Source organism: Clostridium sp. MD294 (assembly GCF_000364165.2).
GTDB lineage: Bacteria > Bacillota > Clostridia > Lachnospirales > Anaerotignaceae > Coprocola.
Map to the genome: position 1 here is coordinate 2,778,002 of NZ_CP097810.1, position 24,062 is coordinate 2,802,063.

Annotated in this window: 23 protein-coding genes and 1 pseudogene; 22 read left to right on the forward strand and 2 right to left on the reverse strand. The window is 31.1% G+C overall.

What is annotated here, in order from left to right; translation table 11 throughout:
• Positions 1-158 precede the first annotated feature (158 nt).
• The 20 genes from C820_RS13835 (at position 159) to C820_RS13930 (ending at position 22,236) form a co-directional block, all read left to right on the forward strand.
• Positions 159-584 carry a MarR family winged helix-turn-helix transcriptional regulator gene (locus C820_RS13835; protein WP_035296253.1) on the forward strand — a complete coding sequence of 142 codons (426 nt, stop codon included), beginning with the start codon at positions 159-161 and terminating at the stop codon, positions 582-584.
• Positions 585-729: 145 nt separating this feature from the next.
• Positions 730-2,115: an MATE family efflux transporter gene (locus tag C820_RS13840; RefSeq protein WP_156801424.1), complete on the forward strand. Its 1,386-nt coding sequence runs from the start codon at positions 730-732 to the stop codon at positions 2,113-2,115.
• Positions 2,116-2,213: 98 nt separating this feature from the next.
• Positions 2,214-2,816, forward strand: a complete 603-nt coding sequence (locus tag C820_RS13845; RefSeq protein WP_004036669.1) for a cytidylate kinase-like family protein — start codon at positions 2,214-2,216, stop codon at positions 2,814-2,816.
• Positions 2,817-3,074: 258 nt separating this feature from the next.
• Positions 3,075-3,533: an RNA polymerase sigma factor gene (locus C820_RS13850; RefSeq protein WP_004036668.1), complete on the forward strand. Its 459-nt coding sequence runs from the start codon at positions 3,075-3,077 to the stop codon at positions 3,531-3,533.
• On the forward strand, positions 3,505-3,708 hold the full coding sequence (locus C820_RS13855; protein WP_004036667.1) for a helix-turn-helix domain-containing protein: 204 nt from the start codon (positions 3,505-3,507) through the stop codon (positions 3,706-3,708). Before C820_RS13850 ends, C820_RS13855 begins: the two co-directional genes overlap by 29 nt.
• An 823-nt stretch (positions 3,709-4,531) precedes the next feature.
• On the forward strand, positions 4,532-6,349 hold the full coding sequence (locus tag C820_RS13860) for a reverse transcriptase domain-containing protein (RefSeq protein ID WP_004036663.1): 1,818 nt from the start codon (positions 4,532-4,534) through the stop codon (positions 6,347-6,349).
• A 60-nt stretch (positions 6,350-6,409) separates the two neighbouring features.
• Positions 6,410-7,441 carry a hypothetical protein gene (locus tag C820_RS13865; protein WP_004036661.1) on the forward strand — a complete coding sequence of 344 codons (1,032 nt, stop codon included), beginning with the start codon at positions 6,410-6,412 and terminating at the stop codon, positions 7,439-7,441.
• Complete coding sequence (locus tag C820_RS13870; protein WP_004036658.1) at positions 7,441-7,764, forward strand: plasmid mobilization protein; 324 nt, start codon at positions 7,441-7,443, stop codon at positions 7,762-7,764. The genes C820_RS13865 and C820_RS13870 overlap by 1 nt, the downstream gene beginning before the upstream one ends.
• 27 nt (positions 7,765-7,791) lie before the next feature.
• Positions 7,792-9,165, forward strand: a complete 1,374-nt coding sequence (locus tag C820_RS13875) for a relaxase/mobilization nuclease domain-containing protein (protein WP_004036657.1) — start codon at positions 7,792-7,794, stop codon at positions 9,163-9,165.
• Between the two features lie 461 nt (positions 9,166-9,626).
• A complete protein-coding gene (locus C820_RS13880) occupies positions 9,627-10,001 on the forward strand; it encodes a BlaI/MecI/CopY family transcriptional regulator (protein ID WP_004036656.1) in 375 nt (124 codons plus the stop codon).
• A 13-nt stretch (positions 10,002-10,014) separates the two neighbouring features.
• Positions 10,015-11,373: a M56 family metallopeptidase gene (locus tag C820_RS13885; RefSeq protein ID WP_004036655.1), complete on the forward strand. Its 1,359-nt coding sequence runs from the start codon at positions 10,015-10,017 to the stop codon at positions 11,371-11,373.
• A 129-nt stretch (positions 11,374-11,502) separates the two neighbouring features.
• A complete protein-coding gene (locus C820_RS13890) occupies positions 11,503-11,688 on the forward strand; it encodes a hypothetical protein (protein ID WP_004036654.1) in 186 nt (61 codons plus the stop codon).
• 209 nt (positions 11,689-11,897) lie between these two features.
• Positions 11,898-13,094, forward strand: a complete 1,197-nt coding sequence (locus C820_RS13895) for a hypothetical protein (protein WP_004036653.1) — start codon at positions 11,898-11,900, stop codon at positions 13,092-13,094.
• A 69-nt stretch (positions 13,095-13,163) separates the two neighbouring features.
• A complete protein-coding gene (locus C820_RS13900) occupies positions 13,164-14,075 on the forward strand; it encodes a stalk domain-containing protein (protein WP_251855599.1) in 912 nt (303 codons plus the stop codon).
• A gap of 410 nt (positions 14,076-14,485) precedes the next feature.
• Positions 14,486-15,820 (forward strand): hypothetical protein, encoded by a 1,335-nt coding sequence (locus C820_RS13905; protein ID WP_004036650.1) that lies wholly within the window; start codon positions 14,486-14,488, stop codon positions 15,818-15,820.
• Between the two features lie 424 nt (positions 15,821-16,244).
• Positions 16,245-16,634 carry an RNA polymerase sigma factor gene (locus C820_RS13910; RefSeq protein ID WP_004036649.1) on the forward strand — a complete coding sequence of 130 codons (390 nt, stop codon included), beginning with the start codon at positions 16,245-16,247 and terminating at the stop codon, positions 16,632-16,634.
• 512 nt (positions 16,635-17,146) lie between these two features.
• Positions 17,147-17,362: a DUF6870 family protein gene (locus tag C820_RS13915; RefSeq protein ID WP_004036648.1), complete on the forward strand. Its 216-nt coding sequence runs from the start codon at positions 17,147-17,149 to the stop codon at positions 17,360-17,362.
• A 135-nt stretch (positions 17,363-17,497) separates the two neighbouring features.
• Positions 17,498-19,099, forward strand: a complete 1,602-nt coding sequence (locus C820_RS13920; protein ID WP_004036647.1) for a recombinase family protein — start codon at positions 17,498-17,500, stop codon at positions 19,097-19,099.
• A 1-nt stretch (position 19,100) separates the two neighbouring features.
• Complete coding sequence (locus C820_RS13925; protein WP_004036646.1) at positions 19,101-20,732, forward strand: recombinase family protein; 1,632 nt, start codon at positions 19,101-19,103, stop codon at positions 20,730-20,732.
• Positions 20,719-22,236: a recombinase family protein gene (locus C820_RS13930; protein ID WP_035296247.1), complete on the forward strand. Its 1,518-nt coding sequence runs from the start codon at positions 20,719-20,721 to the stop codon at positions 22,234-22,236. Before C820_RS13925 ends, C820_RS13930 begins: the two co-directional genes overlap by 14 nt.
• Here C820_RS13930 and C820_RS13935 read toward each other — a convergent pair.
• Together C820_RS13935 and C820_RS13940 are read right to left on the reverse strand one after the other, a co-directional pair.
• A pseudogene (locus C820_RS13935) lies at positions 22,144-22,916 on the reverse strand (site-specific integrase). The gene C820_RS13930 and the pseudogene C820_RS13935 sit on opposite strands and share 93 nt — an antisense overlap.
• The gene (locus C820_RS13940) at positions 22,917-23,105 is read right to left on the reverse strand and encodes a hypothetical protein (RefSeq protein WP_004036566.1); all 189 of its coding nucleotides are present in this window, start codon (positions 23,103-23,105) and stop codon (positions 22,917-22,919) included.
• A gap of 182 nt (positions 23,106-23,287) precedes the next feature.
• On the opposite strand from C820_RS13940, the gene C820_RS13945 reads away from it, so the two are divergent.
• Both C820_RS13945 and C820_RS13950 read left to right on the forward strand, forming a co-directional pair.
• Positions 23,288-23,650, forward strand: a complete 363-nt coding sequence (locus C820_RS13945; RefSeq protein WP_004036643.1) for a helix-turn-helix domain-containing protein — start codon at positions 23,288-23,290, stop codon at positions 23,648-23,650.
• 117 nt (positions 23,651-23,767) lie between these two features.
• Positions 23,768-23,980, forward strand: a complete 213-nt coding sequence (locus C820_RS13950; RefSeq protein ID WP_353477524.1) for a hypothetical protein — start codon at positions 23,768-23,770, stop codon at positions 23,978-23,980.
• The last annotated feature ends 82 nt before the right edge of the window (positions 23,981-24,062 follow it).

Consider the following 24,062-nt stretch of genomic DNA (forward strand, 5'->3'; position numbering starts at 1 on the left):
TATTTAAGGCGGTTCTGTTCAGATTATGCAAAACTCTCTTTTGTGTCATTTGTGAAAATGATATGAATTTTTTTGTCCCCCACTTGACAATCGAAAGTCATAGTAGTAACATAGATATACTTACTTAGAATTCTAATTAGTAAAGGGGCAATGCCATAATGGACGAGAAAAAGCTAATGGAAAAATATGACAAGTTAAATCGGCGAATGTTGAGATACTTTTCAAGTTTTTTCACAGGTACGCAGATAACCAGTATTCAAGGTCTTATCCTGCACTATATTATCGTTGAATCGGAAGCAAGGGACATATTCCCGAAAGATATAGAAGAATTTTTAGAGATTAAGGGTTCTTCTGTCACAAGCCTTATCAGCAATCTGGAGCGCAATGGCTATTTGCGCCGGGAAAGTTTGGACAGCGACAGACGTTATAAAAAACTTGTATTGACGGAACAGACACTTGCGATAAAAGACGATATTACAAGCCGTGTCAATGAGTATATGCACAGTATGTTTGTCGGTATATCCGAAAATGATTTGGAAGTCTTTGAAAAGGTCATTCTGCAAATGACGGAGAATACAAAATAGGTATTCTTTTGCCCATATACTTAGAATTCTAATCAAACGGAAAGGAGGTTTTCATATGAGATTACCACCCACGACAATTATTTCGATAATTACCTGAATCTATTTTTTGCCTTTATATTTAGAATTCTAATTAAAGGAGGACACGATGATGAATGACACACAGACAACAGCCAATCCACTTGGCTATGAAAAAATTGGAAAACTGCTTACAAGCTATGCCATACCCAGTATCATAGCACTGATTATCAATTCCCTTTACAACATGGTAGACCAGATTTTTATTGGTCAGGGCGTAGGATTTTTAGGGAATGGAGCCACAAACATTATCGCCCCAATCGCAACGATTACCATTGCTATTGCAACGCTTTTCGGTGACGGGCTTGCCGCCTTTTTCAGTCTTAGCCTTGGGAAAGGCGAGGGTGAGAAAGCTGCAAAAGGTTTAGGGACTTCAATTATGTTTGGAAGCATTTTCGGCATTATCTGGACTGCTCTTGCCTTTGCTTTTTTGAAACCGTTATGTCTGATATTCGGAGCAACAGAAAATATATTGCCCTATGCTCTTGATTATGGACGCATCATTGTACTTGGATTTACCTTTCAGATTATCGGAAATACCATTAACAGTGCAATCCGAACAGACGGAAGCCCACGCTATGCCATGCTTGCCATGATGATCGGGGCGGTTCTTAACCTCATTCTTGACCCAATTTTCATATTTGTATTTCATTGGGGTGTTGAGGGTGCGGCGATTGCCACGGTTGCAAGCCAGCTATTCGGACTATTGTTTAATATCGCTTATCTATTCCGGCTGAAAACAATCAAACTTTCCAGACAGTCTTTTACTTTGGATATTTGGACTGCGGGGCGAATTGCAAGCCTTGGATTTGCAAGTGGGGCAAATAATTTAACTTCAACAGTGGTAGCATTTGTTTCAAACAATCTGATGACAAAATACGGCGCGCTCTCCGTTTATGGCGCAGATATTCCCCTCACGACCTTTGGTTTGTGTATGAAAGTGAGTATGCTTGCGTTCTCTATTGGTATTGGCGTTGCAAGCGGAAGCCAGCCGATTATCGGGTTTAATTACGGAGCAAGGAAATATGACCGTGTAAAAAAGACGTTTTTGTTGAGTGCCGGAGTTGCCACGATTATTACCTTTGTTTCATGGGTTATTTTCCAGTGCTTCCCGTTGCAGCTTATTCGGATATTCGGTACGGAATCCAGTCTGTATGAAGAATTTGCCGTTAAGTGCTTCCACATTTATTTACTGCTTACATTTTTGAACGGTTTACAGATGTGTGCTGGGGTGTTGTTCCAGGCAATCGGTCAGCCCATGAAAGCAGCGATTACTTCCCTGTCAAAGCAGGTAATTTTCTACATTCCCGCTATGCTGATTTTATCACGCTTTTTTGGTTTGACAGGTATTCTAATGGCAGGACCTACCGCAGACGCATTAGCATTTATCCTTTCGGGGGCTTTTTGCTATAAAGAAATTAAGAAAATGGATCAGATAAGTGAAAATGCGTCCTAATTTATCTATGGGTATATGCCGCAAACAACAGAAAGGCTTTATCCGTTGCCTTTTGTTTGACATATAGGGACATACGAAAAGATTGGAGGAACAGTACCATGAAAAAGAGAATTATCACTATTAGCCGTGAGTTTGGAAGCGGAGGACACAGCATAGGAAAAATTGTTGCCGAAACGCTGGGGATTGGATTTTACGATCAGGAACTATTGGAAAAAATTGCAGAGGAAACAGGGTTCTCAAAAGAATTTATTGAAGAAGCCGCAGAATATTCTACCGCAAAGAACAGTCTTTTGTTTAACCTTGTTATGAACCGTTCTTTGCATGGACGTATGGAACCGTTCCCCGCTGATACGATTTACTTTGCACAGACAAAGATTATTAAGAGCCTTGCGGAAAAAGAAAGCTGCGTAATTGTCGGGCGGTGTAGTGATTATATTCTTCGGGATAACAGCGACTGCATACACGTTTTTATTTATTCAGACAGGGAGAACCGGGCGAAACGTATTCTTGAACGTTACGGAGAAAGCGACAAGCCTATTCAAAAGCGAATCACCGATAAAGACGAGCGGAGAAAAATCTACTATTCACACTATACAGACCGTCCGTGGGGCATACCGCAGAATTACGATTTATGCCTTAACAGTGACGCATTGGGTGAAGAAGTATGCGTGAACATCATTACAGAGGTTTTCAAAAAATAAGATTATTTATTTTAAGGATATGGCGGTATAGGAGGGGTACTGTCATGTCCTTTTTTTATTACCAGTATATTTCTGGATATAAAATACCATTAAAAAAATTCTATTCTATGAAACAGAAAATTCTGCCTATGAATATGAATACACATATCATTTAGTATGTCTTAATAACTCATATTACGCCGATATTTGTGCCGCCTTATGCGGTATTAGGTGTTTGCTGTAATAGCCCCCTGTTGGGAAGAAAGGGGGTGAGAGAAAATGAGATATTCTGAAAGGTTCATGGAATATATCGAGTATGCGTTCAATGCGTTCTGTAAGATTGTCCTGCGCCATGAAGCAATCAACGCTTGGCGGGATTTGAAACGGAAAGAGGAACGGGAAATATCCCTTGACTATCTGATGTCAGAGAAATATTTTGAACCGTCTGCTATGGACAGCTACTTTGAAAAGCGGGACAAGCCGACTGTATTTCTTGTGTTGGGAAAAGAAGTTGTGGTTGATAGTGAACCGTTAGCTACGGCATTATCAAGATTGCCGAAATTACGCCAGGAGGTCTTGTTGCTTTATTATTTCCTTGGTTATCGTGATGAAGCAATTGGCAGACTGTACGGGCGTTGCAGGAGTTCTATAAACCGCAGGAGAAATGTTGCGCTGAAACAATTACGGAAAGAACGGGAGAAATTGGAACATGAGGAACAAAAAGCTGATACCTTTTGAAGTAATCGAAAAAGCCGTTGCCGGAGAGCCGGAAGCAGTAGACGCAGTATTGCAGCACTACACCGCACACATCAAATATCTGTCTATGTATAAGGGATATATCAATGACGATACACAGGACAGATTAAAAGCAAAACTGGTTGAAGCCATATTGAAGTTCCGCTTCGACCGATAAGAAGTAGCAAAGACTGAAAAAGCTGTCAAGGGTAAACTTCGCGCTACGCGCCCTTGACAGCTTTTCCCGCCTTTGCTGTTGGGCAGTCAAGAGGGTGAAATCAGTAAACTTCTTTCGCCCTCAATTTATTATGGAGTTTGTTACGCAGTAGGGAGCCTTTTCAGCTTGTTTTTTTTTGGCGGCTTGCAGACATGGAATGTGCGTCCGTAAAGACAATAATATAAATCTGTCAATAGCAAGACAGCAGACAAGTGTCTTAACTCTAACAGTGAAAAGTTAGAGTGTCTGTCATCATTCGGTTGACTTGTGAGGGAAACCAAATAACAAGGAAAATAGCATACCGAAAAAGCCGTAAGTCAGCTAGTTATCAAGCTGATACTGAGCGGGGAGATGAAATATAGATAAGAGGATAAAGCCCATACTGGTTGAACAGCAGTCTGAACGGTTTGTGTCAGGACGATAGCGTAAGATAACTAAAATCGCTATACTGTAGTACCACTTTACCGCTGTTCAGGTAAAATGGCAGAGACTTATTACAGCGTATATACAATAAGTATAAAAGGACGGAAACTGTATCCGACAATCTATAAAGCTAAGTTATATTATTGTTAAACGGAGATTACCTAAGCCGAAATGCTTTTATAAGCTATGTGTAATGCCATGAGGGGATAAATTTCAAGCCAAAAAGCAAGAAAGATGACACTGAATATTCGGTATGGTAACGGAGCTGTCGTAGTAGTCTGAGAACGGGAAAGCCGTTTACATGGCGAAGGACAGCAGTTAAAATACTTTAACATGAATTTAGGAAGGTGTGTGATACACTATGAGAAATCCAAAAAAAGTGTTAAACAGTCTAACAGACCACAGTAAAAACACAGAATATCAATATGAACGATTATACAGAATTCTTTTTAACAAAGAAATGTACCTTGCAGCATATCAAAAAATTTATGCTAACAAAGGAAATATGACAAAGGGTTCTGATAGAAAAACGATTGACGGAATGAGCCTAAAAAGAATTGATATGCTAATAGAACAATTAAAAAAGGAAAGTTATCAACCTAATCCATCTCGTAGAGTTTATATCAAAAAGAAATATGGAAAAAAGTTGAGACCTTTAGGAATTCCTTCATTCGATGATAAATTGGTGCAGGAAGTAATAAAAATGATACTGGAAGCTATATATGAGGGCAGTTTTGAAAATAGTTCTCATGGTTTCCGTTCGAACAAAAGCTGTCATACAGCTTTGTTACAGATACAGACAAAATTTACAGGTGTAAAATGGTTTATGGAAGGAGACATAAAAGGCTTTTTTGACAATATAGACCATAACATTATGATTACATTATTGAGGAAAAAAATCAAAGATGAAAGATTTTTGAGGTTAATCAGAAAATTTTTAAATGCAGGGTATCTGGAAGATTGGAAGTATCATAAAACATATAGTGGAACACCACAAGGAGGAATTATCAGTCCAATATTAGCAAATATCTATTTAGATGAGTTAGACAAATACATAAAATCATATGCTGAAAAATTTAATATCGGTAAAGAAAGAAAAAGGAACTCTGAATATCGTAAACTAGAAGTACAAAGAGGAAATTTGGTAAGAAAATTAAAAAGCTGTACAGATAAAGAGCAAAAGCAAGAGATTATCAAACAGATAAAATTATTGGAACGAAAGAGGCGTTATGTTCCTTATTCTGAAGCGATGGATAAGAACTATAAAAGGTTGCAGTATACTCGTTATGCTGATGATTTTTTAATAGGCATTATAGGCAGTAAAGTAGATTGTGAAGCGATAAAAAGGGATATTAAAAAGTTCCTTATAGAACAGTTAAAACTGGAATTGTCTGAAGAAAAAACATTGATAACTCATGCACAAAAAGCAGCAAAATTTTTAGGCTATGATATTTATATTAGAAAATCAAATCTGCCTAAAAGAGATAAAATTGGAAGAATGGTTAGAAATTATGGCGGTCTTGTTGTATTAGCAATTCATTCCTCTACTATGCGTAAAAAACTTCTGGAATACCAAGCCATGAAGATAACGTATGTAAATGGAAAAGAAATATGGAAACCAAAAGCACGATATTTTTTAAAAGATAGTGATGACCTCGAAATTCTTGACAAATATAATGCTGAAATACGAGGATTTTACAATTATTATTCTATAACGAATAATAGTTTTATTATCAACAGCTTTCAATATATTATGGAATATAGTATGTACAAAACTTATGCAACAAAATATCGCTCCACGAAGAAAAAAATGATAGCAAAATATCGTGTTGGGAAAGATTTTGGCATACACTACAGTGTAAAAAATGGTGATAAAAAAGTCCGATTATTTTATAATAAAGGATTTAAACGCAAAAAAGTAGCAAAAGGTATTTCTGTAGATAGTATTTCACAATATATATTTCATACCAACAGTACAAGCCTGATGGAGAGATTGAAATCAAATCAATGTGAGATATGTGGTGCAGAAAATGTACCAATAGAAATCCATCATGTTCATAAATTAAAAGATTTAAAAGGTAAAAAATACTGGGAAAAACTGATGATTGCAAGAAATCGCAAGACAATCGCATTGTGTCATGATTGTCATGTAAAATTGCATCATGGACTGTTAGATTGAGTGATTTTAATGGAGAGCCGTGTGCATTGAGAGGTGCAAGCACGGTTCGGGGGCGAGTACTTGCAAACCTGCCATAGTGATATGGTAAGGCGGTGGGTACTTAACCTACAACGCATGGGTAGAATTTCCAGAAAAGGAAATGAAAATCAAAAAGTAAATATATTTCGATATGTAACAAAAGATACATTTGATTCGTACAACTGGACACTAATTGAAAACAAACAGCGTTTTATAGGACAGGTTATGACTTCTAAAAATCCTGCTCGTTCCGCAGAAGATATTGACAGTACCACTCTTTCGTATGCAGAAATTAAATCTCTTACAACTGGTGATAAAAGAATTAAAGAAAAAATGGATTTAGATGTACAAGTGAACAAATTAAAAGTTTTGAAAACGAACTATACTTCACAATTATATTATTTACAAGATAAAATTACGATACATTATCCTGAAATAATAAAAAATACTGAACAAACAATAGAACGATTAGAACAAGCTACTACAATATTGCAACAATATCCAAAACAAGAAAATGACTTTTTTATGATATTGCAAGGAAAAAATTTTACAGAAAAAAAAGAAGCTGGAGAAAAAATTCTTTCTCTTTGTAAAACAATTACAACTACAGAGCAATCACTTTCTATAGGGAATTACAAAGGTTTTGACATGAAATTAGGTTTTGAAGGAAAACATTTTGAAATTACACTAAAACAAGCAAACAATTATAAAATAGAATTAGGACAAGATGTTTTTGGAAATATCACAAGAATAAATAATGCCATAGAAAATATTCCTCATCTATTAGACAAACAAAAAGAAAAGCTAACACAATTACATTTAGAATTAGAAAAAGCAAAAGCAGAAGTAGAAAAACCTTTTTTGCAGGAAGAAGAATTAAAACAAAAAAGTAAAAGATTAGCAGAATTAAATGCAGAATTGGATATGGAACAGCCAAGAAATTCTACATCACAAAGTCAACAAAATGCAGAAAAAGCAGAAGAAAAAAAGCCATCTATATTAACTGCACTAAACAGTTTTAAACCAAAAGAAAATACAACAGAAATCAAAAAACAAAAAGAGGTGATGTTGTAATGCAAAAAAGAACTATAGGACTTTATACTAAAGTTTCTGAACAAGAAAAAAATATCATTCATGAAAAAATGAAATCAGCTAACACAAACAATATGAGAGGATATTTAAGAAAAATGGCAACAGAAGGCTATATCATTTCTGTAGATATGAATAGCATACAAGAACTTGTTATATTGCTTCGTTCTATATCCAACAATATCAATCAGATTGCAAAAAGAACAAATGAAACAGGAAATTTTTATGCAGAAGAAATGAAAGAATTACAACAATACTACCAAAAAATATGGTGTTCTGTAGAACAAATATTGAACCAATTTTTATAAAAAGTTCTGTAAAAAAGAGGTGAGTATATGGCAGTTGTTCATTTTCATAACAGACATACTTCTAAAAACCAAACAGTAAAAGAGTGTATCAAATTTCATATTGATTACGCTAAAAATCCAGAAAAAACACAAAATGGATTGCTTGTCAGTGCTTATGGGTGCAGTCCAGAAACAGCAGCAGAAGAATTTTTAATCAGCAAAAAAATGTATGAAATGATAACAAAAAGAAGTCAGCTAAAAGATAAAGATAATATTAGCTATATGCTTATGCAGTCATTTAAACCAGAAGAAATTACACCACAAAAAGCACATGAAATTGGTTATCAATTTGCCTATGAATTTACAAAAGGAGAACATCAATTTGTAGTTTCTACACATACAGATAAAGAACATATTCATAATCATGTAGAATTTAATAGCACTTCATTAGATTGTACACACAAGTTTAATGCTTATAAGCGATGGGGAATATCAGCACAAAAATTGAGTGATAAAATTTGTAAGGAACATTGTCTATCTACTGTAAAAGAACCGCAACAAAAAAGCAAACAATATGCAGAATGGAAAGCAAAAAAAGAAAATAAAAGTTGGAAACAAACATTAAAAAGTACCATAGATGAAATGATTCCACAAAGCAAAAATTTTGAAGATTTTATTGAAAATATAAGGAAACAAGGTTATGAAGTGAAACAAGGAAAACAAATTTCATTCAGAGTAGTCGGACAAAATCGCTTTACAAGAATGAAAACTTTGGGTGCAGAATATACTGAAACTGCCATTGCAGAAAAAATAAAATTACAGCAGTCAAAAGAAAAAACAATTAAAAAAAGTATCACTTCCTTTATTGATATAGAGCAAAAAAAGAAAGATGGAAAAGGTGCAGCTTATGAACAATGGGCAAAAATATTTAATGTAAAACAAGCAGCAAATACCGTAAATTTTTTAACAGAAAATAATGTAGATTATCAAAAATTAGAGCAACAAGTACAGAATAGCACAAAGCAATTTAATGAAATATCTAATCAATTAAAACAAAAAGAAAAGCAAATAAAAGAGGTTTTGGAGTTAAAGACGAACATCATTTATTACGCTAGAACCATTGATATTTATAAGCAATATCAGAAAACAAAAGACAAACAAAATTTCAAAAAAGAGCATAACGAGGACATCATAAAGCACGAAAAAGCAAAAGCATTTTTTGAAAAAACCAATCAAAAAAAGCTGCCAAAAGTAAAGGAATTACAGCAACAAAATCAAAATTTATTAGCAGAAAAACAACAGCTTTATCAACAATATACAACAGCAAAAAAGGAAATGCTGGAGTATCAAACAGCAAAGCAAAACATGGATAAACTGCTCCAAACCAAACAAAAAAGCTCAGAAAAAGACCAAGAAATATAAAAAATGGGAAAACAATTTGATGTTGTTTTCCCTCTTTTTTTATTTGCGTTTTTTGTTTTTAGCCACGCCGAAGGCGTTTTGCAAATTTCAAAAAAATTTGCATTTGGGGTTTGGGGGTGCTGAATGTCCAGTGGACATTCGTTTAGCACCGACCGGAGCAAAGCGTAGACACGCCCCAACAAGCGTGGAAAGGGATATCCCTTTCCCCTGCTTGCACTCAGTGCAGATTTTATTTTTTATATGATTTTTATAGATTCCAATTGTTTACAAATTTGTTTATAGACTAAAAAAATATTTATAAAAATTTTTAAAAAATCTAATTTCTAAAACAATTTTATTTTTATCAATACGAAATTTAAAAATAGATTGACGAAAAAGGAAACATGACTTATTATAGAAATATCAGTAGAAAAGACTTATTTATATTACAAATGATTTTCAAAAAAGAAAGGAGAAATCGAATGAAAAAATATGATTTATCTGACTTAGAATTGGAGGTAATGGATTATATTTGGAGCCATAAAGAGGGGGTGTTATTTAAAGATTTAGTACAGCATTTTATTACAGAGCAAGGCAAAGAATGGAAAAGACAATCTTTAAGAACTTTTTTATTAAGATTGGAAGAAAAAGGATTTCTAAGAATTGAACAAACTGCCAGAAGAAGTTACATCTATATTGCAATACAAACCAAACAACAGTATGTGCAAAAATGGACGAAAAACCTTTTAAATGAAATGTATTCAAGTTCTTTAAAAAACTTTGTCTGTGCATTAACTGGAGGAGAAAAACTAAGCAAAAAAGAGATAGAAGAATTAAAAGATATGATTGAAGAATAAAGGTGGCAGAAAAGTGGTACAAAGCACAATATTTGCGATGTCTTTAACAGGAAGTATATTATTTTTATTTTGGTATTTTATTTCAAAAATAGAAGTGATTTCGCATTCTTTTAAAAGAAATCTTTTAGGAATTACTACAATTTCTTTTTTAATTCCTTTTCCAAGATTAAAAAATTATTATTTAGATTTATTAAAGTATTTATTCCATTATGAAAAGCAAGGAATAAAAGAGGTTACAGAAATAAAACATATCCTTTATATAACACCAGATGGTAGCCTATACAATTTTGATATAAAGCATTATGTAACGATACTATTTTTTTGTTCATGGATTATGGTTATGATAGTGATGTTAATAAAAAAAAGAACACAGTATAAAAAGTTAAATTTTGTTTTACAAAATAGTATTTCTAAAAAGATGGAAGAATATCAAAAAAATTTTATAGAACAAGAGAAAAAATATCGAAAAATTAAAAAAGATATTTCTGTTAAAAAAGTATATGGTGTAGAACTACCTATGACAATAGGATTTTTAAAGCCTACCATCTTTTTGCCTGTGGAAGAAATGACAAAAAAAGAATTAGAATTAATTATAAAGCATGAAATGGTGCATATTCAAAAAAAAGATTTTATTTTAAAAATAATGGGAACACTTGTTGTTATGATTCATTGGTTTAATCCACTTAGTTATATTTTGCTGAAACAAATCAATACCATTTCTGAGTTAAGTTGTGATGAAACAGTTGTTTTGACATTAAAAAATGAAGAAATAAAACAATACCAGAAGTTAATATTGCAATTTTTGATAGAATTTTTAAATAATGAAGAAGAATATGAAAATACAAGTTTTTTACCTATTAGTTACTTTGGAAATAGTACAAAAAAAAGAGTAGAGGAGAGATTAAAAGCGATGAAAAAAATAAGAAAAATGACAAAATTACAAATAGTAGTAACAACTGGTGTATGGATTGTTATGATGATGGTATCTTCTGTAGGAATTTTAGCTTATCAAGAGGAACGAGTAACACATGTAGAAAAATATGACCCTAAAAGAGAAATAACCACATATGTATATCCTGATGATGTATCACCATTAGAAGATCCTTCTTTACCGCAGTTTACATTAGTAGAGGGGTGCGACAATTATATTATGTATGAAGATGGTACAACAGAGCCTATGTATGAAAATGAAACAATAGAAAGAGCAAGCTGTTCTCATAATTATAGAAGTACCAAATATAGTAATCACCAAAAAGATGGGAATGGTGGCTGTACTGTAACAATTTATACCGCTGAAATATGCAGTAAGTGCGGAGCAGAAAGAAATAGAGAAGAACAAAATTCAATATCCTATAAAAAGTGTCCTCATTAAAAAAATATTTTGTTAAATTTTAAAAAAAGTATTGCATTTTGTCAAAAAAGTGGTATGCTATGTGTAAGTTTTATATAAAGACTTATATATAGCATATTTTTTATATCATGATAAAAAGGAGAATAAATAGTGAAAACATTTTTGGCAGATTTTTTTTGCAGATTAAAAGAAATATACTTATTTCCTTTTACAGAAGGATTTGCAATCAATCGTTGTTTTGGCGACCCAAGACATCGTCTTACACATGAAGAAGCAGAAGAATTAAGAAAATGGATTAGGGAAACTTGGAATGACTCTGAATCAGATGACAAATAATATAGCATTTAACTAATATTATAAATACAAAAAAGAAAGGAGAAGATTGAAATGCGTTGGAGAGGTGGATAACAAAATAAAAAATGCCTTATAATATAGCGTTTTGTATTGCGTGGCAGCAGTAAAATTCTATATTTTTATAAGACATTTTCCTAAGTATAACAAATAAAAAATAAAATTTCAAATGTTAATTTTAGGAGGAATATATTATGAAAAAAATGATAGCTTTAGCATTAAGCTGTGTTATAGCAACTGGTTCTGTAGTAACAGGATTTGCTCAACAATTAGAGGAAAATATTAATGTAGTATTAGAAGAAACTGAAAATGGTATAAAAGAAAACGTAAATGAAATTAGTGAAAAAGATGCAGAATTAGTTGCAAAGCAATTTATTATATCAAGGTCAAAAGCACCAGGAGTAACAGAAACATTTCCAGAAAATTTTACTCTTGAAAAAAATATAACAATGTATGATTTAAGTGATACTCCTTCTGCATATAAATTTGATGTTTTAGATGAAAATGGTTCATATAGTGGCTATATTGTAATTGGAGCACAAAAATGTTACCATCCAGTTATAGAATTTAGTTGTTCTGATGGAGAAAGCATATTTGACACAGCAGCCAATAAAACAAGAAATGCTAATAAAATGTATTACGTTGGTGGAATTGACTACTTAGTAGAGAATGAAGCTGAGGAACTTGTTGACTTAGATGGACAGAACATTGGTACATATAGTGAATTACAAGGAACATTAAAAAAAGCAAGAGATTCTGAAGATGAATTTAAAAATGAATGGAATGATGCATTAGAACGAGCTAGTAAGGTTGCTGAAATCGAAGATCCTGCTGATATTGAAGAAGATTGGGATGATTTCGATGGACAAGAAATGTATGATTATAATACAGTAAAATATGTAACCCAAGGTCAATATCCAGATAGGGATAATTGTTCTGCGGTAGCAGCAGTTAATGCATTTGCATACTGTGATGAGATATATGGTATGAATAAATTAAAACTTAATGGCAGTTGGGATGCAACTTATAGAAGAATATTACAAACAAGTGGTGCTGCTGGTGGAAACGGAGCTCTTGCAAAAGATTTATTTAATGCAATTGAAACATTTATAGATGATGTAGGTGTAACTCGTTTGAATTGTTCCTATTCTGCAAGAGTTAATACAGACACTATAAGAAGTAATATTATTAACGATAGTCCACAAATTTTATTTTTAATGAATAACAAGATATACAATGACCATTTTGTATTGGTCGTATCTTATGAAAAATATATGTATGATAGAAAAGATGATAAAATATACTTTGGCATTATTGGGGGAAGAACAACATCTGTAAGATATATACCTTATGATAAAACATCAAATAGTGTGATTACTTTATCTTGCTAAAAAATTATTGATAAGGTAAAAGTTGTTTTACTTCTGCCTTTCATTATAAAAAAGGAGAATAGATAAAATATGAAAAAAATAGGTATATTATTTACAATGTTATTTTGTTTATTATATTGTATTATAGCTTTTGCAAATGAAATAACAGAGGACAAAATCAATGAGGCAGTAAATAATGAGGACGTTATAACAATGGAAGAATTTATTAATATACCAAATTCCTCCACCATTTCTATGATACAAGTTTATGTACATAAATATGGTATATGTCATGTAGTAGATGAAAATGAAGTGAAACAAGGATATGATATATTGATGAATATGCCTTTAGAAAAAATAGTAGATGCTCCTACTTATTTTGAAATAGATAAAAATGATGGTGCTTATCCAAGTGACGTAGAAAGGTATCATGTAACATTCTATAAAAATGGTGAAGAATTAACAAGTTTTTCAGTGACTGCAGATAAAATATTTACACATGATTGGGTGTTTGTATCTGGAAATATGGAAGATGGCAAAGAAAACGAATTTTATAAATTTCTTCAAAATGCAGAAAAAAAACATCAAAGATATACTTTCGAATTAAATGAGAAAGATATTTATAATAATGAAGTGTTTGTGGATACTAAAAAAGTAACTTATAAATGGGGAAAACCTTATATCAATAAAAATAATCAAATGATGGTACCATTTAAAGAATTGAATACAGCATTAAATACACAAGCAACATATGATGTGAAAACACAAATGGTTTCTGTGCGAAAAGAAAAACCTGTACCATTATATGGAGAAGTAACAGATGAAATTATATATGTTGCTGTAAGAGATTTGGCTACATTGGGTGGATATGATATTTATTGGGATGATGAGTTAAAAATAGTATATATTACAAAAGAAGAAGGTATTAAAATATGGAATAAAGAAACGATATATCTGCCAGAAGATGAATATTATAAAAGACAGCATATGTTTAAGCAATAAAGATACATTATGAATATTAATATGTTTGTAGCAAATATTAAAATAGTAATTGAATATGACATTTCGAATTGTTTTTTATCTAATTTTATTTTTCCTTTTTTATAAAAAAATTATTGTTTATATTATTATAATATTCAAAAAAATATTTATTTTAACATAATAAAGTTATTAGTTTAGTTCTGTTAATTTAATATGAAAATAAAAATACAAAAAAAACTTTTAAAAATGCAATATTAAAAGGACAAAAAAGAACAAAATCTTTAAAAGTAATTTTTATATTTATGTATAGAAACAGCTCCTTTCTAGAAGAAACTATTTTTTATTTCATTTTATTGTATTTTCAATAAGGGGGCTGTTGTCTATATTATTTTAATATAACAGAATCTTAATTTAAGATGGGGGGAATTTATATGAAAAAATTTATTACAATGGCTGTTTCATTAATTTTATGTTTTAATACCACAATTTCAGCTTTTGCAGCAATTCCAGAAGGATGGCGTGAAATGACTGAGGAAGAAATTGAATCAATTTCAGGTGATTTTATAGAACCAGAAAGAAACACTGAGAAAACAGCAACAGATGAAATGTATGCTGCTCTTTATGCACCAGTGCGAGGTGATATAGATACTATTCCAGACGTTGATATTGCTGAAGACTATTTAGGTGGAAATTACCTGAATTATTCTGTAGAACGTTATATAAATCCTAGATATGTAAACATTGACCGTTTATATAATTGTACCGATGTTTTAATGTATACAGGTCATGGAAATTATGATAGAGTTGTCATTTCTCCAAGTGCAGAAAGCGATAAAACAGACGATAATTGCACTGGTGTTTATATGGGAAGTAAAAGTATTGTTGACAAAACATATAACGCAAAACTTGTAGGTATTTTAAAAAGAAATATGTCTGCCTGTAAATTTGTATTATTTGCGTGCTGTGAAGCAGCAAAAACAAACTCAAACATCACGAAAAGTGTTGTAGAAAATGGAGCAAAATCAGCAATTGGATGGAAAGTGAAAGTTGGCTCTCCTGATTTACACAAATGGGAAAGAAGATTTTTTGAAAATGTTTCTTCTAGGGGTTCAACTATTTATAATGCAACAAAGGAAGCTAATACGCTTAATGGTTTTGCATTTCGTGAGGATATAATACAAAACGTTTTTTATGGAGATAAAGATTTAAAACTATCCAATAATAAAAGCAGAAGTACAGAAGAAACAACTAAGAATGGATTAATACAAATAGATAAAAATTTGAATATTGATTGTAGTAATAAAAATATAACTGATTTAACAAACTATCTTGAAGAAAATGTAGAGGGATTTGACTCTAATTTATTTAAAGTAAAAGTAATTCACAATTCTATACCTGGTGAAAATTATTATACAATTTTATATGGTATGGAAATAGGTGAATTTCAGACACCATATGAGGTAATTGTTTTTGTTGAAGATGATAATATTGAATATTCTGCAACATTTGATAAGAGTGATATTGAAAATTTAATGATAACACCAATCGCTTTTGAAGAAGATACCTCGCTTGAAAGCAAAATTGAAGCAGCGAAAAAGGAAGCAAGAAAAGAAGTTCCTGATGATGTTATCGTAGAAGAACAAATAGTTAAAAAAGTTTTAAATGAAGATTTAGTGCCAATGCTTTTTGTAAAAACATCATGTATAGATGAATATGGTGGTGTATTTGTTTTATATTACGAATGCAGTTTAGATGAGAAACAATAAAAAACTATCATTTATTTTTTATTTAATTTTCTCAAAAAATTAAAAGAAAATGTTCATTGTGAAATAATAGAATGTTTATCATTATAAAACAAAAAAGGTACAAACAGAGTATTTCTGTTTGTGCTTTTTTTATTTATACTAAAAATTTTAGATGATAGGAACAATTTAAAAACAGAAAGTAGGAAATAAATTACAAAAAATAGAGGGAAAACATTGAAAATAATGGAATTGTAACAAAAAAATTTATCAAAAAGTATCAAATAAAAAGATTAAATTATATTTACCTTAATAAAAATAGAAGTAAAAACAAAAGACAAGTAAATTTTATACTTTACCTGTCTTTTTTTTTATTAAAAAAACACTGTCGTTCTCCACCTATCCAATTTTGAGTTCAGAAAAAATTCAAAATTTGGAGGGTAAGAGAATGAAAATTGAAATCAAAGACGGCAACAGAAAAATGATTTCTGTTGAGGTATTAGAAGAAGTTTATGAAGTTCTACAGGAAGAAAACAAGGAACAAGAACATCAAAGATACGAAAGAAGAAAACATATTGATGCGAGAGAGTTGAACGACTACATAGTACATCAGAAAAGAGTGGCTGAAAATTTGGAGGACTATTGTATCAACAGAGAACAGTTAAAAGAAATCCAAAAAATTGTAAGCACTTGCACAAAAACACAACAAAGAAGATTTTATCTAAACCGCATTTGTGGCTACAGCTATACGGAAATTGCACAGATAGAAAAATGTCATATGACTTCTGTAAAAGAGTCTATTATAGCTGTTTTAGAAAAAATCAAAAGAAATTTATAAAAATACCCCTAATTTCGCCTTAGAAGTTACCTATATAGTAAGAGGGTTTCAAGTGATACCTTTTTACTGTACTTTGACAAAAAATAGGAAACTATTTATATCAGTATACAAATGATTTCTAGTATGAATGCAAACTTGCCATGATAATACAATAAAAAGGAAAGGATAAAAAGTATTGGAGCGATTTCATAAATTTTAGAAAGTCACTATTGTGTACCTCGCATTTTAAAGGAGGGATACTGCGAATATTGTGTGCAGACTTGTCAACTGCGTTATACACGTATCGGTGGTATTTGTGACAGCTTCAAGCAGTTTGTATATTCCGTACTGGGGAGTGAGCCAAAAATATAATCCTGTTATATTAGAATACAGTACAAAAGAAAAGATTTTTAAAAATATAGTTTCTGTTAGACTACATTATTGTAGTCTAACAGAAATTTTAATATAGAAGATAGAGCATTTTAAAAAAAATGCTTTATCTTTCGTTTTAAAAAAAGAGGAGGAATAAAAATATGAAAAATAAGCAAAAAGTGATTGACAGAGATAAATTAGTGGATATTAGAGATGTTGTCATCAATACAGATTTACCCAAAGAGGAAAGAATAAAAGATTATGTACGACAAATTAAAAATCCTTACTGTTTTAAATGTGGGAAATACGTTGTACTATCCAAATTTTCAGAGAATGGTTTGTCATTGGAGGATTGTTTAAAGGGAATATTATTGTAATCCATTTTGTAGTAGACTTCTTGTAAAAAGTGTGATATACTAACATTGGAAAAAGGTATAAATAGAATAAAGGTAAATGGTATCACTCTTGAATTTACGGGAGAAGTCTGTAAATTTTTAAGGAGTGATTTTTTTATGTCAAAATATAAAGCAATCAGCTATACAAGACTTTCCTATACCAATGACAAAGACAATGAAAGTAACAGTATTTCTAATCAAAAAGCTCTCATCAGAGATTTTGTAAAAAAACATTCGGATATTGAAATTGTTTCTGAAAAAGTGGATGATGGCTATACAGGTATTTTGTTTGATAGACCAGCATTTCAGGAAATGATGGAGGACATCAGAGCAGAAAAAGTAAATTGTATTATTGTAAAAGACTTGTCCAGATTTGGTAGAGATTATATACAAACAGGAAAATATCTGCGACAAATATTGCCGTCACTTGGTGTTCGTTTTATCGCAATTAACGATAATATTGATACTTTAAAAGAAAATTGTACTGGTTTAGATGTTTCGTTAAAAACCATAATCAACGACGCTTATAGCCAAGATATTTCTAAAAAAATTAGAAGCGTTTTGGAGCAAAAAAGAAAAGAAGGACTATATGTCGCTTCTTTTACTCCCTACGGCTATCAAAAAGCAACGGAAAATAAAAATCAGCTTGTCATTGATGAGAAAGTAGCACCTGTTGTAAAAGATATTTTTAAAATGAAACTAGACGGTATGAGTGCAGCAAGAATTGCTGATGCTCTCAATGAAAAAGGTATTCTTTCTCCTGTGATGTACAAAAAACAAAATGGATACGCTTATGCAAAAGGCGGATACATTACAGAAAATAATGCAAAATGGTCTGCAACAACCATACTGAGAATATTAAAAAATGAAATTTACACAGGAACAATGGTGCAAGGCAAAAAAACAACATACAATTATAAGTTAAAAAATATTATTAAAAAACCAAAAAGTGAATGGGTATATGTGGAAAATACGCATGAAGCAATTATTTCAAAACAAGAGTTTGATTTAGTGCAAAATATTCTCTTTTTAGATACCAGAACTGCACCATTTCAAGAAAATGTATATTTGTTTTCTGGTTTGTTAATTTGTGCTGACTGTGGAAGTCGTATGACAAGAAAAACAGTGACATATAAAAATAAAAAATATTTTTATTATTATTGTCCAACTGGTAAAAAGGGTTGTACATCTTCTCACATGATAAAAGAAGATGAATTGATTGCTTGTGTTTTGGAAAGTGTGAAAAAACACATCAGCAGTGTCATTTCGTTAGAAAAACTATTGCAGAATATAGAAAGTACAAGAATCAATCAAAAAATTGTGCAAAAGTATGGAAAAGAAATTGCAGAAAAAGAACAGATGGCAGAAGAATTAAAAGTTTTTCAATCTTCATTATATGAAAACTATATCAAAGGAATTTTGCCAAAACTAGACTATAGAATGTTAAAGCAAGAATATACAGTAAAGTTAGAAATGATAGAAAAAGAAATTTCTGCTTTAAACGAAAAACTAGAAAAAGAGCTATGGCACGACCGAAAAGAATGGATAGAACATTTTAAGAAATTTTCAAATATTACAGAACTGGATAGAAATGCAGTCATTCAGCTAGTGCAATCTGTAAAAATTTTTGAAAAAAAACAAATTGAAATTACGTTCCGTTATCAATCGGAATATGAAGAAACAATAAAAATGTTCCATTCTCAAAAGGAGGTTATTTGACATGGCTAGAAAAAGTAGAAAAAATGATACTTTAAATGAAATTACTGTTTCAAAATCAAATTTTACAATTAATACTGCTTTTTATATTCGATTGTCTGTTGAGGACAACAAAAATAGAGGAAATTCCATAGAACATCAACAAATGCTGCTAAGAAATTTTGTTGCAGTCAATCCAGAATTTCAAGTAGTAAAGACATATATTGACAACGGAAAAACAGGTACAAACTTTGAACGTCCTGCATTTCAAGAAATGATACAAAATATAGAAGCAGGAAAAATACAATGTGTCATTGTAAAAGACCTTTCCCGTTTGGGAAGAAATTACATTGACACTGGTTATTACATACAAAGCTATTTTCCAGCCTATAAAGTACGTTTTATTGCTTTAAATGAAAATTTTGATACGGAAAAAGAAGATAGTAACAATATACTACTTCCAGTGCTGAACATGATAAATGAATCTTATGCACTGGACACCAGCAAAAAAATAAAAGAACAAGCTACAAGAGATAGGAAAGCAGGCAAATTTATAGGAGCAAGACCACCTTATGGTTATAAAAAATCACCTGATGATTGTCACAAACTAATGGTTGATGAGGAAACAGCTCCTATTGTAAAGCAAATTTTTCAATGGGTGTTAGAAGATGTTTCTTTAGAAAAAATAGCACTTATGCTAAATGAATCTGGTGTTTTAACTCCTAGTTTTTATAGCAAAGAGAAAGGATTGATTTCAAGTAAAAAGTTGATTGGACAAGGCTATTGGAATACATTTACGATTATTCATATTATTGAGAATGAAACCTATACAGGTGATATGGTACAGGGAAAATCAACTAAAATTGGAAAGAAGCAAGTAAGAACAGATAAAAAAGATTGGATTATTGTAAAAAATACGCATGAAGCAATTATTTCAAAAGAAACTTTTGAAAAAGTACAGGAATGTCGTGCTAAAATAGCGAAAAAAAGTAAATCTCAAAATAAAGTTCCTTATGAAGAAAATATTTTAAAAGGAAAGGTTTTTTGTCAATGCTGCGAAAGAAACTTACATTATTATAGAAATTCCAAAAAAGAATATCTTTTTCATTGTATTACAAATTATCGTATTAAAAAAGGTAGTTGTGAGGGTGTTTTTATAAAGCAAAAAGATTTATTTCAAAAAATACTTTTTATTTTTAGCAAAAAGAGAAATTTGTTTTTAGAAAAAGAACAATATTTACAACAACAAGTGCAATCCATGCGAAAAAACATAACATTGTGGAAACAACAACAAACTGCACTAGAAATGCAGATGAATGAAAAAAGATTGTATTTACAAACATTATATGAAAGTCTTGTTGATGGAGTGATTACACAATCAGAATACAAAAAATTAAGAGAGAATTATCAAAATGAAATAGAAAATTTATTATCTGAAATTAGTTGCTTAGAAGAAATACAACAATATCATAGTCAAAAAATAGAACATATTTTGAAATTAAAAGAAGTTTTTCAATTAGAACAAATTTCAGAAATCACAAAAGAATTTGCAGATAAATTCATTAAACGAATAGAAGTTTCTTCAGATAATATTGTAACTGTAGCTTTTTATTTTGATGAACTGTTGAATGAAATAGAGGTGAATGATATTGAGTGATTATAAAATTGCCCTTTACATTCGCCTTTCTGTAAATGACAAAAAGGTAGAAAGTAATAGCATTGAAAATCAAAAACTGTTATTAACAAAATATACAGAAAATATGGAAATGCAAAACATCAAATTATTAGAATTTGTAGATAATGGATATAGTGGTACAAATTTTGAACGTCCTGCAATGCAAGAACTTTTGGAACTTGTGAAAACTCATCAAGTAAACTGCATTATTGTAAAAGATTTCTCAAGATTTGGCAGAAATATTATTCAAACAGGTTATTTTTTAGAACAAGTTTTTCCTTTGTATCATGTTCGATTTATTTCCATCAACGAAAATTATGATAGTGACAAAAGTAAAAATAATACTGGAGGTATACCTGTTACCATACAATTTTTAAAAAATGAATACTACAGCAGAGATTTATCACAAAAATCAAAAAGTGCAAAGTATTCTAAAATGGAAAAAGGAGAATATATTCAAAAAAATTGCTGTTATGGTTACAAAAAAGAAAATAACACATTAAAAATTGATGAACCAGCAGCAAATACAGTTAGATTGCTATTTGAATTAGCATTACAAGGAAAAAGTATTACACAAATTGCAAAAGAATTGTATCATAGAAAAATTGCAATACCAGAAGTGTATAAAGGACGTAAGAGACGACAGAAAATGCCTGATTTATATAGTCCTTATATTTGGAATTTATCAACCATTCAGAGGATACTTTCTGATGAACAATATATTGGCACATATATCATGAGAAAAACTATTGTAAAAGAATTGGGAGGAAAGCGTATCAAAAGAGAAGAAAAAGATTGTATAAAAATTCCCAATCATCATGAAGCAATTATTACAAAGGAAACATTTCAACAGGTACAAAAACAATCATCTCATATAAAAATAAAAAGTAGAAAAAAAATAGAATACTTGTTAAAAGAAAAAGTATATTGTGGTTATTGTCACCACAATTTGGATAGACGACCGAAAAAAAGTGCTGTATTTGTGTGCAGATACTCAGAAGTAGATGCTACTTTTCCTTGCCATAATTTAGCAATATTAGAAAAAGAATTAGAGGAAATTGTGTTTCAAATGATTTCAAAACAAATTGAAATCATAATGAACTCAAAACAAACGAACAGTATTAAAATACAGACAACTCAAAAAATAGAATTACAAAAGCAAGTAAAGTTGTATCAACAAAAAAAGAAACTATTTTATGAGCAATATATTGAAGGAAAGCTAATAGAACAACAGTTTAGTAAAATAAACTTAGAACTTACAAAAGAGTTAGAACCAATACAAAATAAACTGGAAGAAATAGATTTTCAATTACAATATAGTCAAAAAAGAGATTCCTTTCAAAATCAGATAGAAAAAATAGTAAAATATGACTTTCATTCTCTTACCAAAGAATTAGTTGACATCTTTATTGACAAAATCTATGTTTTTAAAGAGAATCACATAGAGGTCAAATGGAAAATAGAAGATTTTTTGCAAAAAAGATAATAAAATTTTTGTCTTGGACTTGACTTTTAGTTGCCTGAGGGAATGAATAGGGATTCTCTTTACTCCAGCAGCTTTAGAACCTCTATCCATTTCATGATATAAATAATGTTTCGTGACTGGAAAAATCCTGTCATTTGCCTTTAAACTGTAAAATGATTTAAAACAGTCTTTCATCTCATCTGCTAAAAATTGTGGTATTTTAATTAATCTGTTGCTCTTTTTTGTTTTCGGAACAGTCACAACATCTTTTCCTTTTAGCCTTTGATAAGATTTGTTAATTGTCATTGTTCTGTTTTCAAAATCAAAGTCGGCAGGGGTTAAAGCAAGCAGTTCTCCCTCTCGAATGCCACACCAATACAACATTTCAATTTTGCTGTAATTTCTGACAGTTTGCGTTGTCCCAAGTAGGGCAATATCTTACTTTGTATAATACTTTCTTTTGTTAGCCAAGTATTCTCCTTCAAACGAGGACGAATATCCTTTTCATACAGTTTGCAAAAACTTTCTAACGTCATATTCACATCAGCCTTCTTTTGTAGCTGAAACTGACGCTCCCAATTTTGAGCTTCTTGTTTGGTAGTAAAACCTCTTTGACACTTTTGCTTACGTTCGCCTTTCCAGTCATTGTAGCGAACCATAACATACCAAGTATTATTTTTTTCATTTTTATAAACTGACATTTAATCCCTCCTTTTTTGTGTCCCATAAAAATGTTCATAGAAAAATTGACGGTCAATACGCCCAGCCATTACAAAACAGCCTTTCTTTTCCAGTTCCTTGTTTAGCTTGCGTATTAGCTTATAAGCATAAGACTCTGAAACATCTAATACTTTCATTACATCGGATACTTTTAAAAACATTTTTTCCATTATCATCATTCCTTTCACTACTATTCACTATACTAATTTGTATAATGATATGATACTATACTTTTTTGTATTTGTAAAGTAATTTTCAAAAATTTCTATACTTTTTTGTATTATTTTTTTATTGATTATTGCCACACTTTTATGTTATACTGAATTATCAACATTTGTTAGGAGATAGAATTATGGCAATCGGAGAAAGAATACACCATTTTAGATTATTACATAGCTTTACACAAAAATATTTAGGAAAATTGCTTGGCTTCAACGATATGCAGGCAGATGTTCGCATTGCTCAATATGAAAAAGGTGTTCGCAGTCCTAAAGAAAAATATTTGAACGCATTAGCAGAAGTTTTTGAGGTATCCCCTCAGGCACTTGCTGTTCCTGATATTGATAGTTACATCGGACTTCTGCACACACTTTTTGCAATGGAAGACATTTACGGTCTGTACGCTGATGAAATCAATGGAGAAATCTGTATTCGCCTTGATAAAAGCAAAGGGACAACCTACCTTTCCATGTTTGATATGATTTCTGCTTGGTAATCTCAAAGGGCAAAATTAGCTTCTGGTGAAATCACAAAAGAGCAGTACGACCAATGGCGATACAACTATCCTAATATAGGAAAAAATAACAACGGACTTCTGCACACACTTTTTGCAATGGAAGACATTTACGGTCTGTACGCTGATGAAATCAATGGAGAACTTTGTATTCGCCTTGATAAAAGCAAAGGGACAACCTACCTTTCCATGTTTGATATGATTTCTGCTTGGCAATCACAAAGGGCAAAATTAGCTTCTGGTGAAATCACAAAAGAGCAGTACGACCAATGGCGATATAACTATCCTAATATAGGAAAAAATAACAAATAACTTTTGGCAATAAAAAAAGTCTTACCAAATTAATTCATTTATTTGGTAAGACCACTTATTCTTTTTTATAGGTACTCGACAG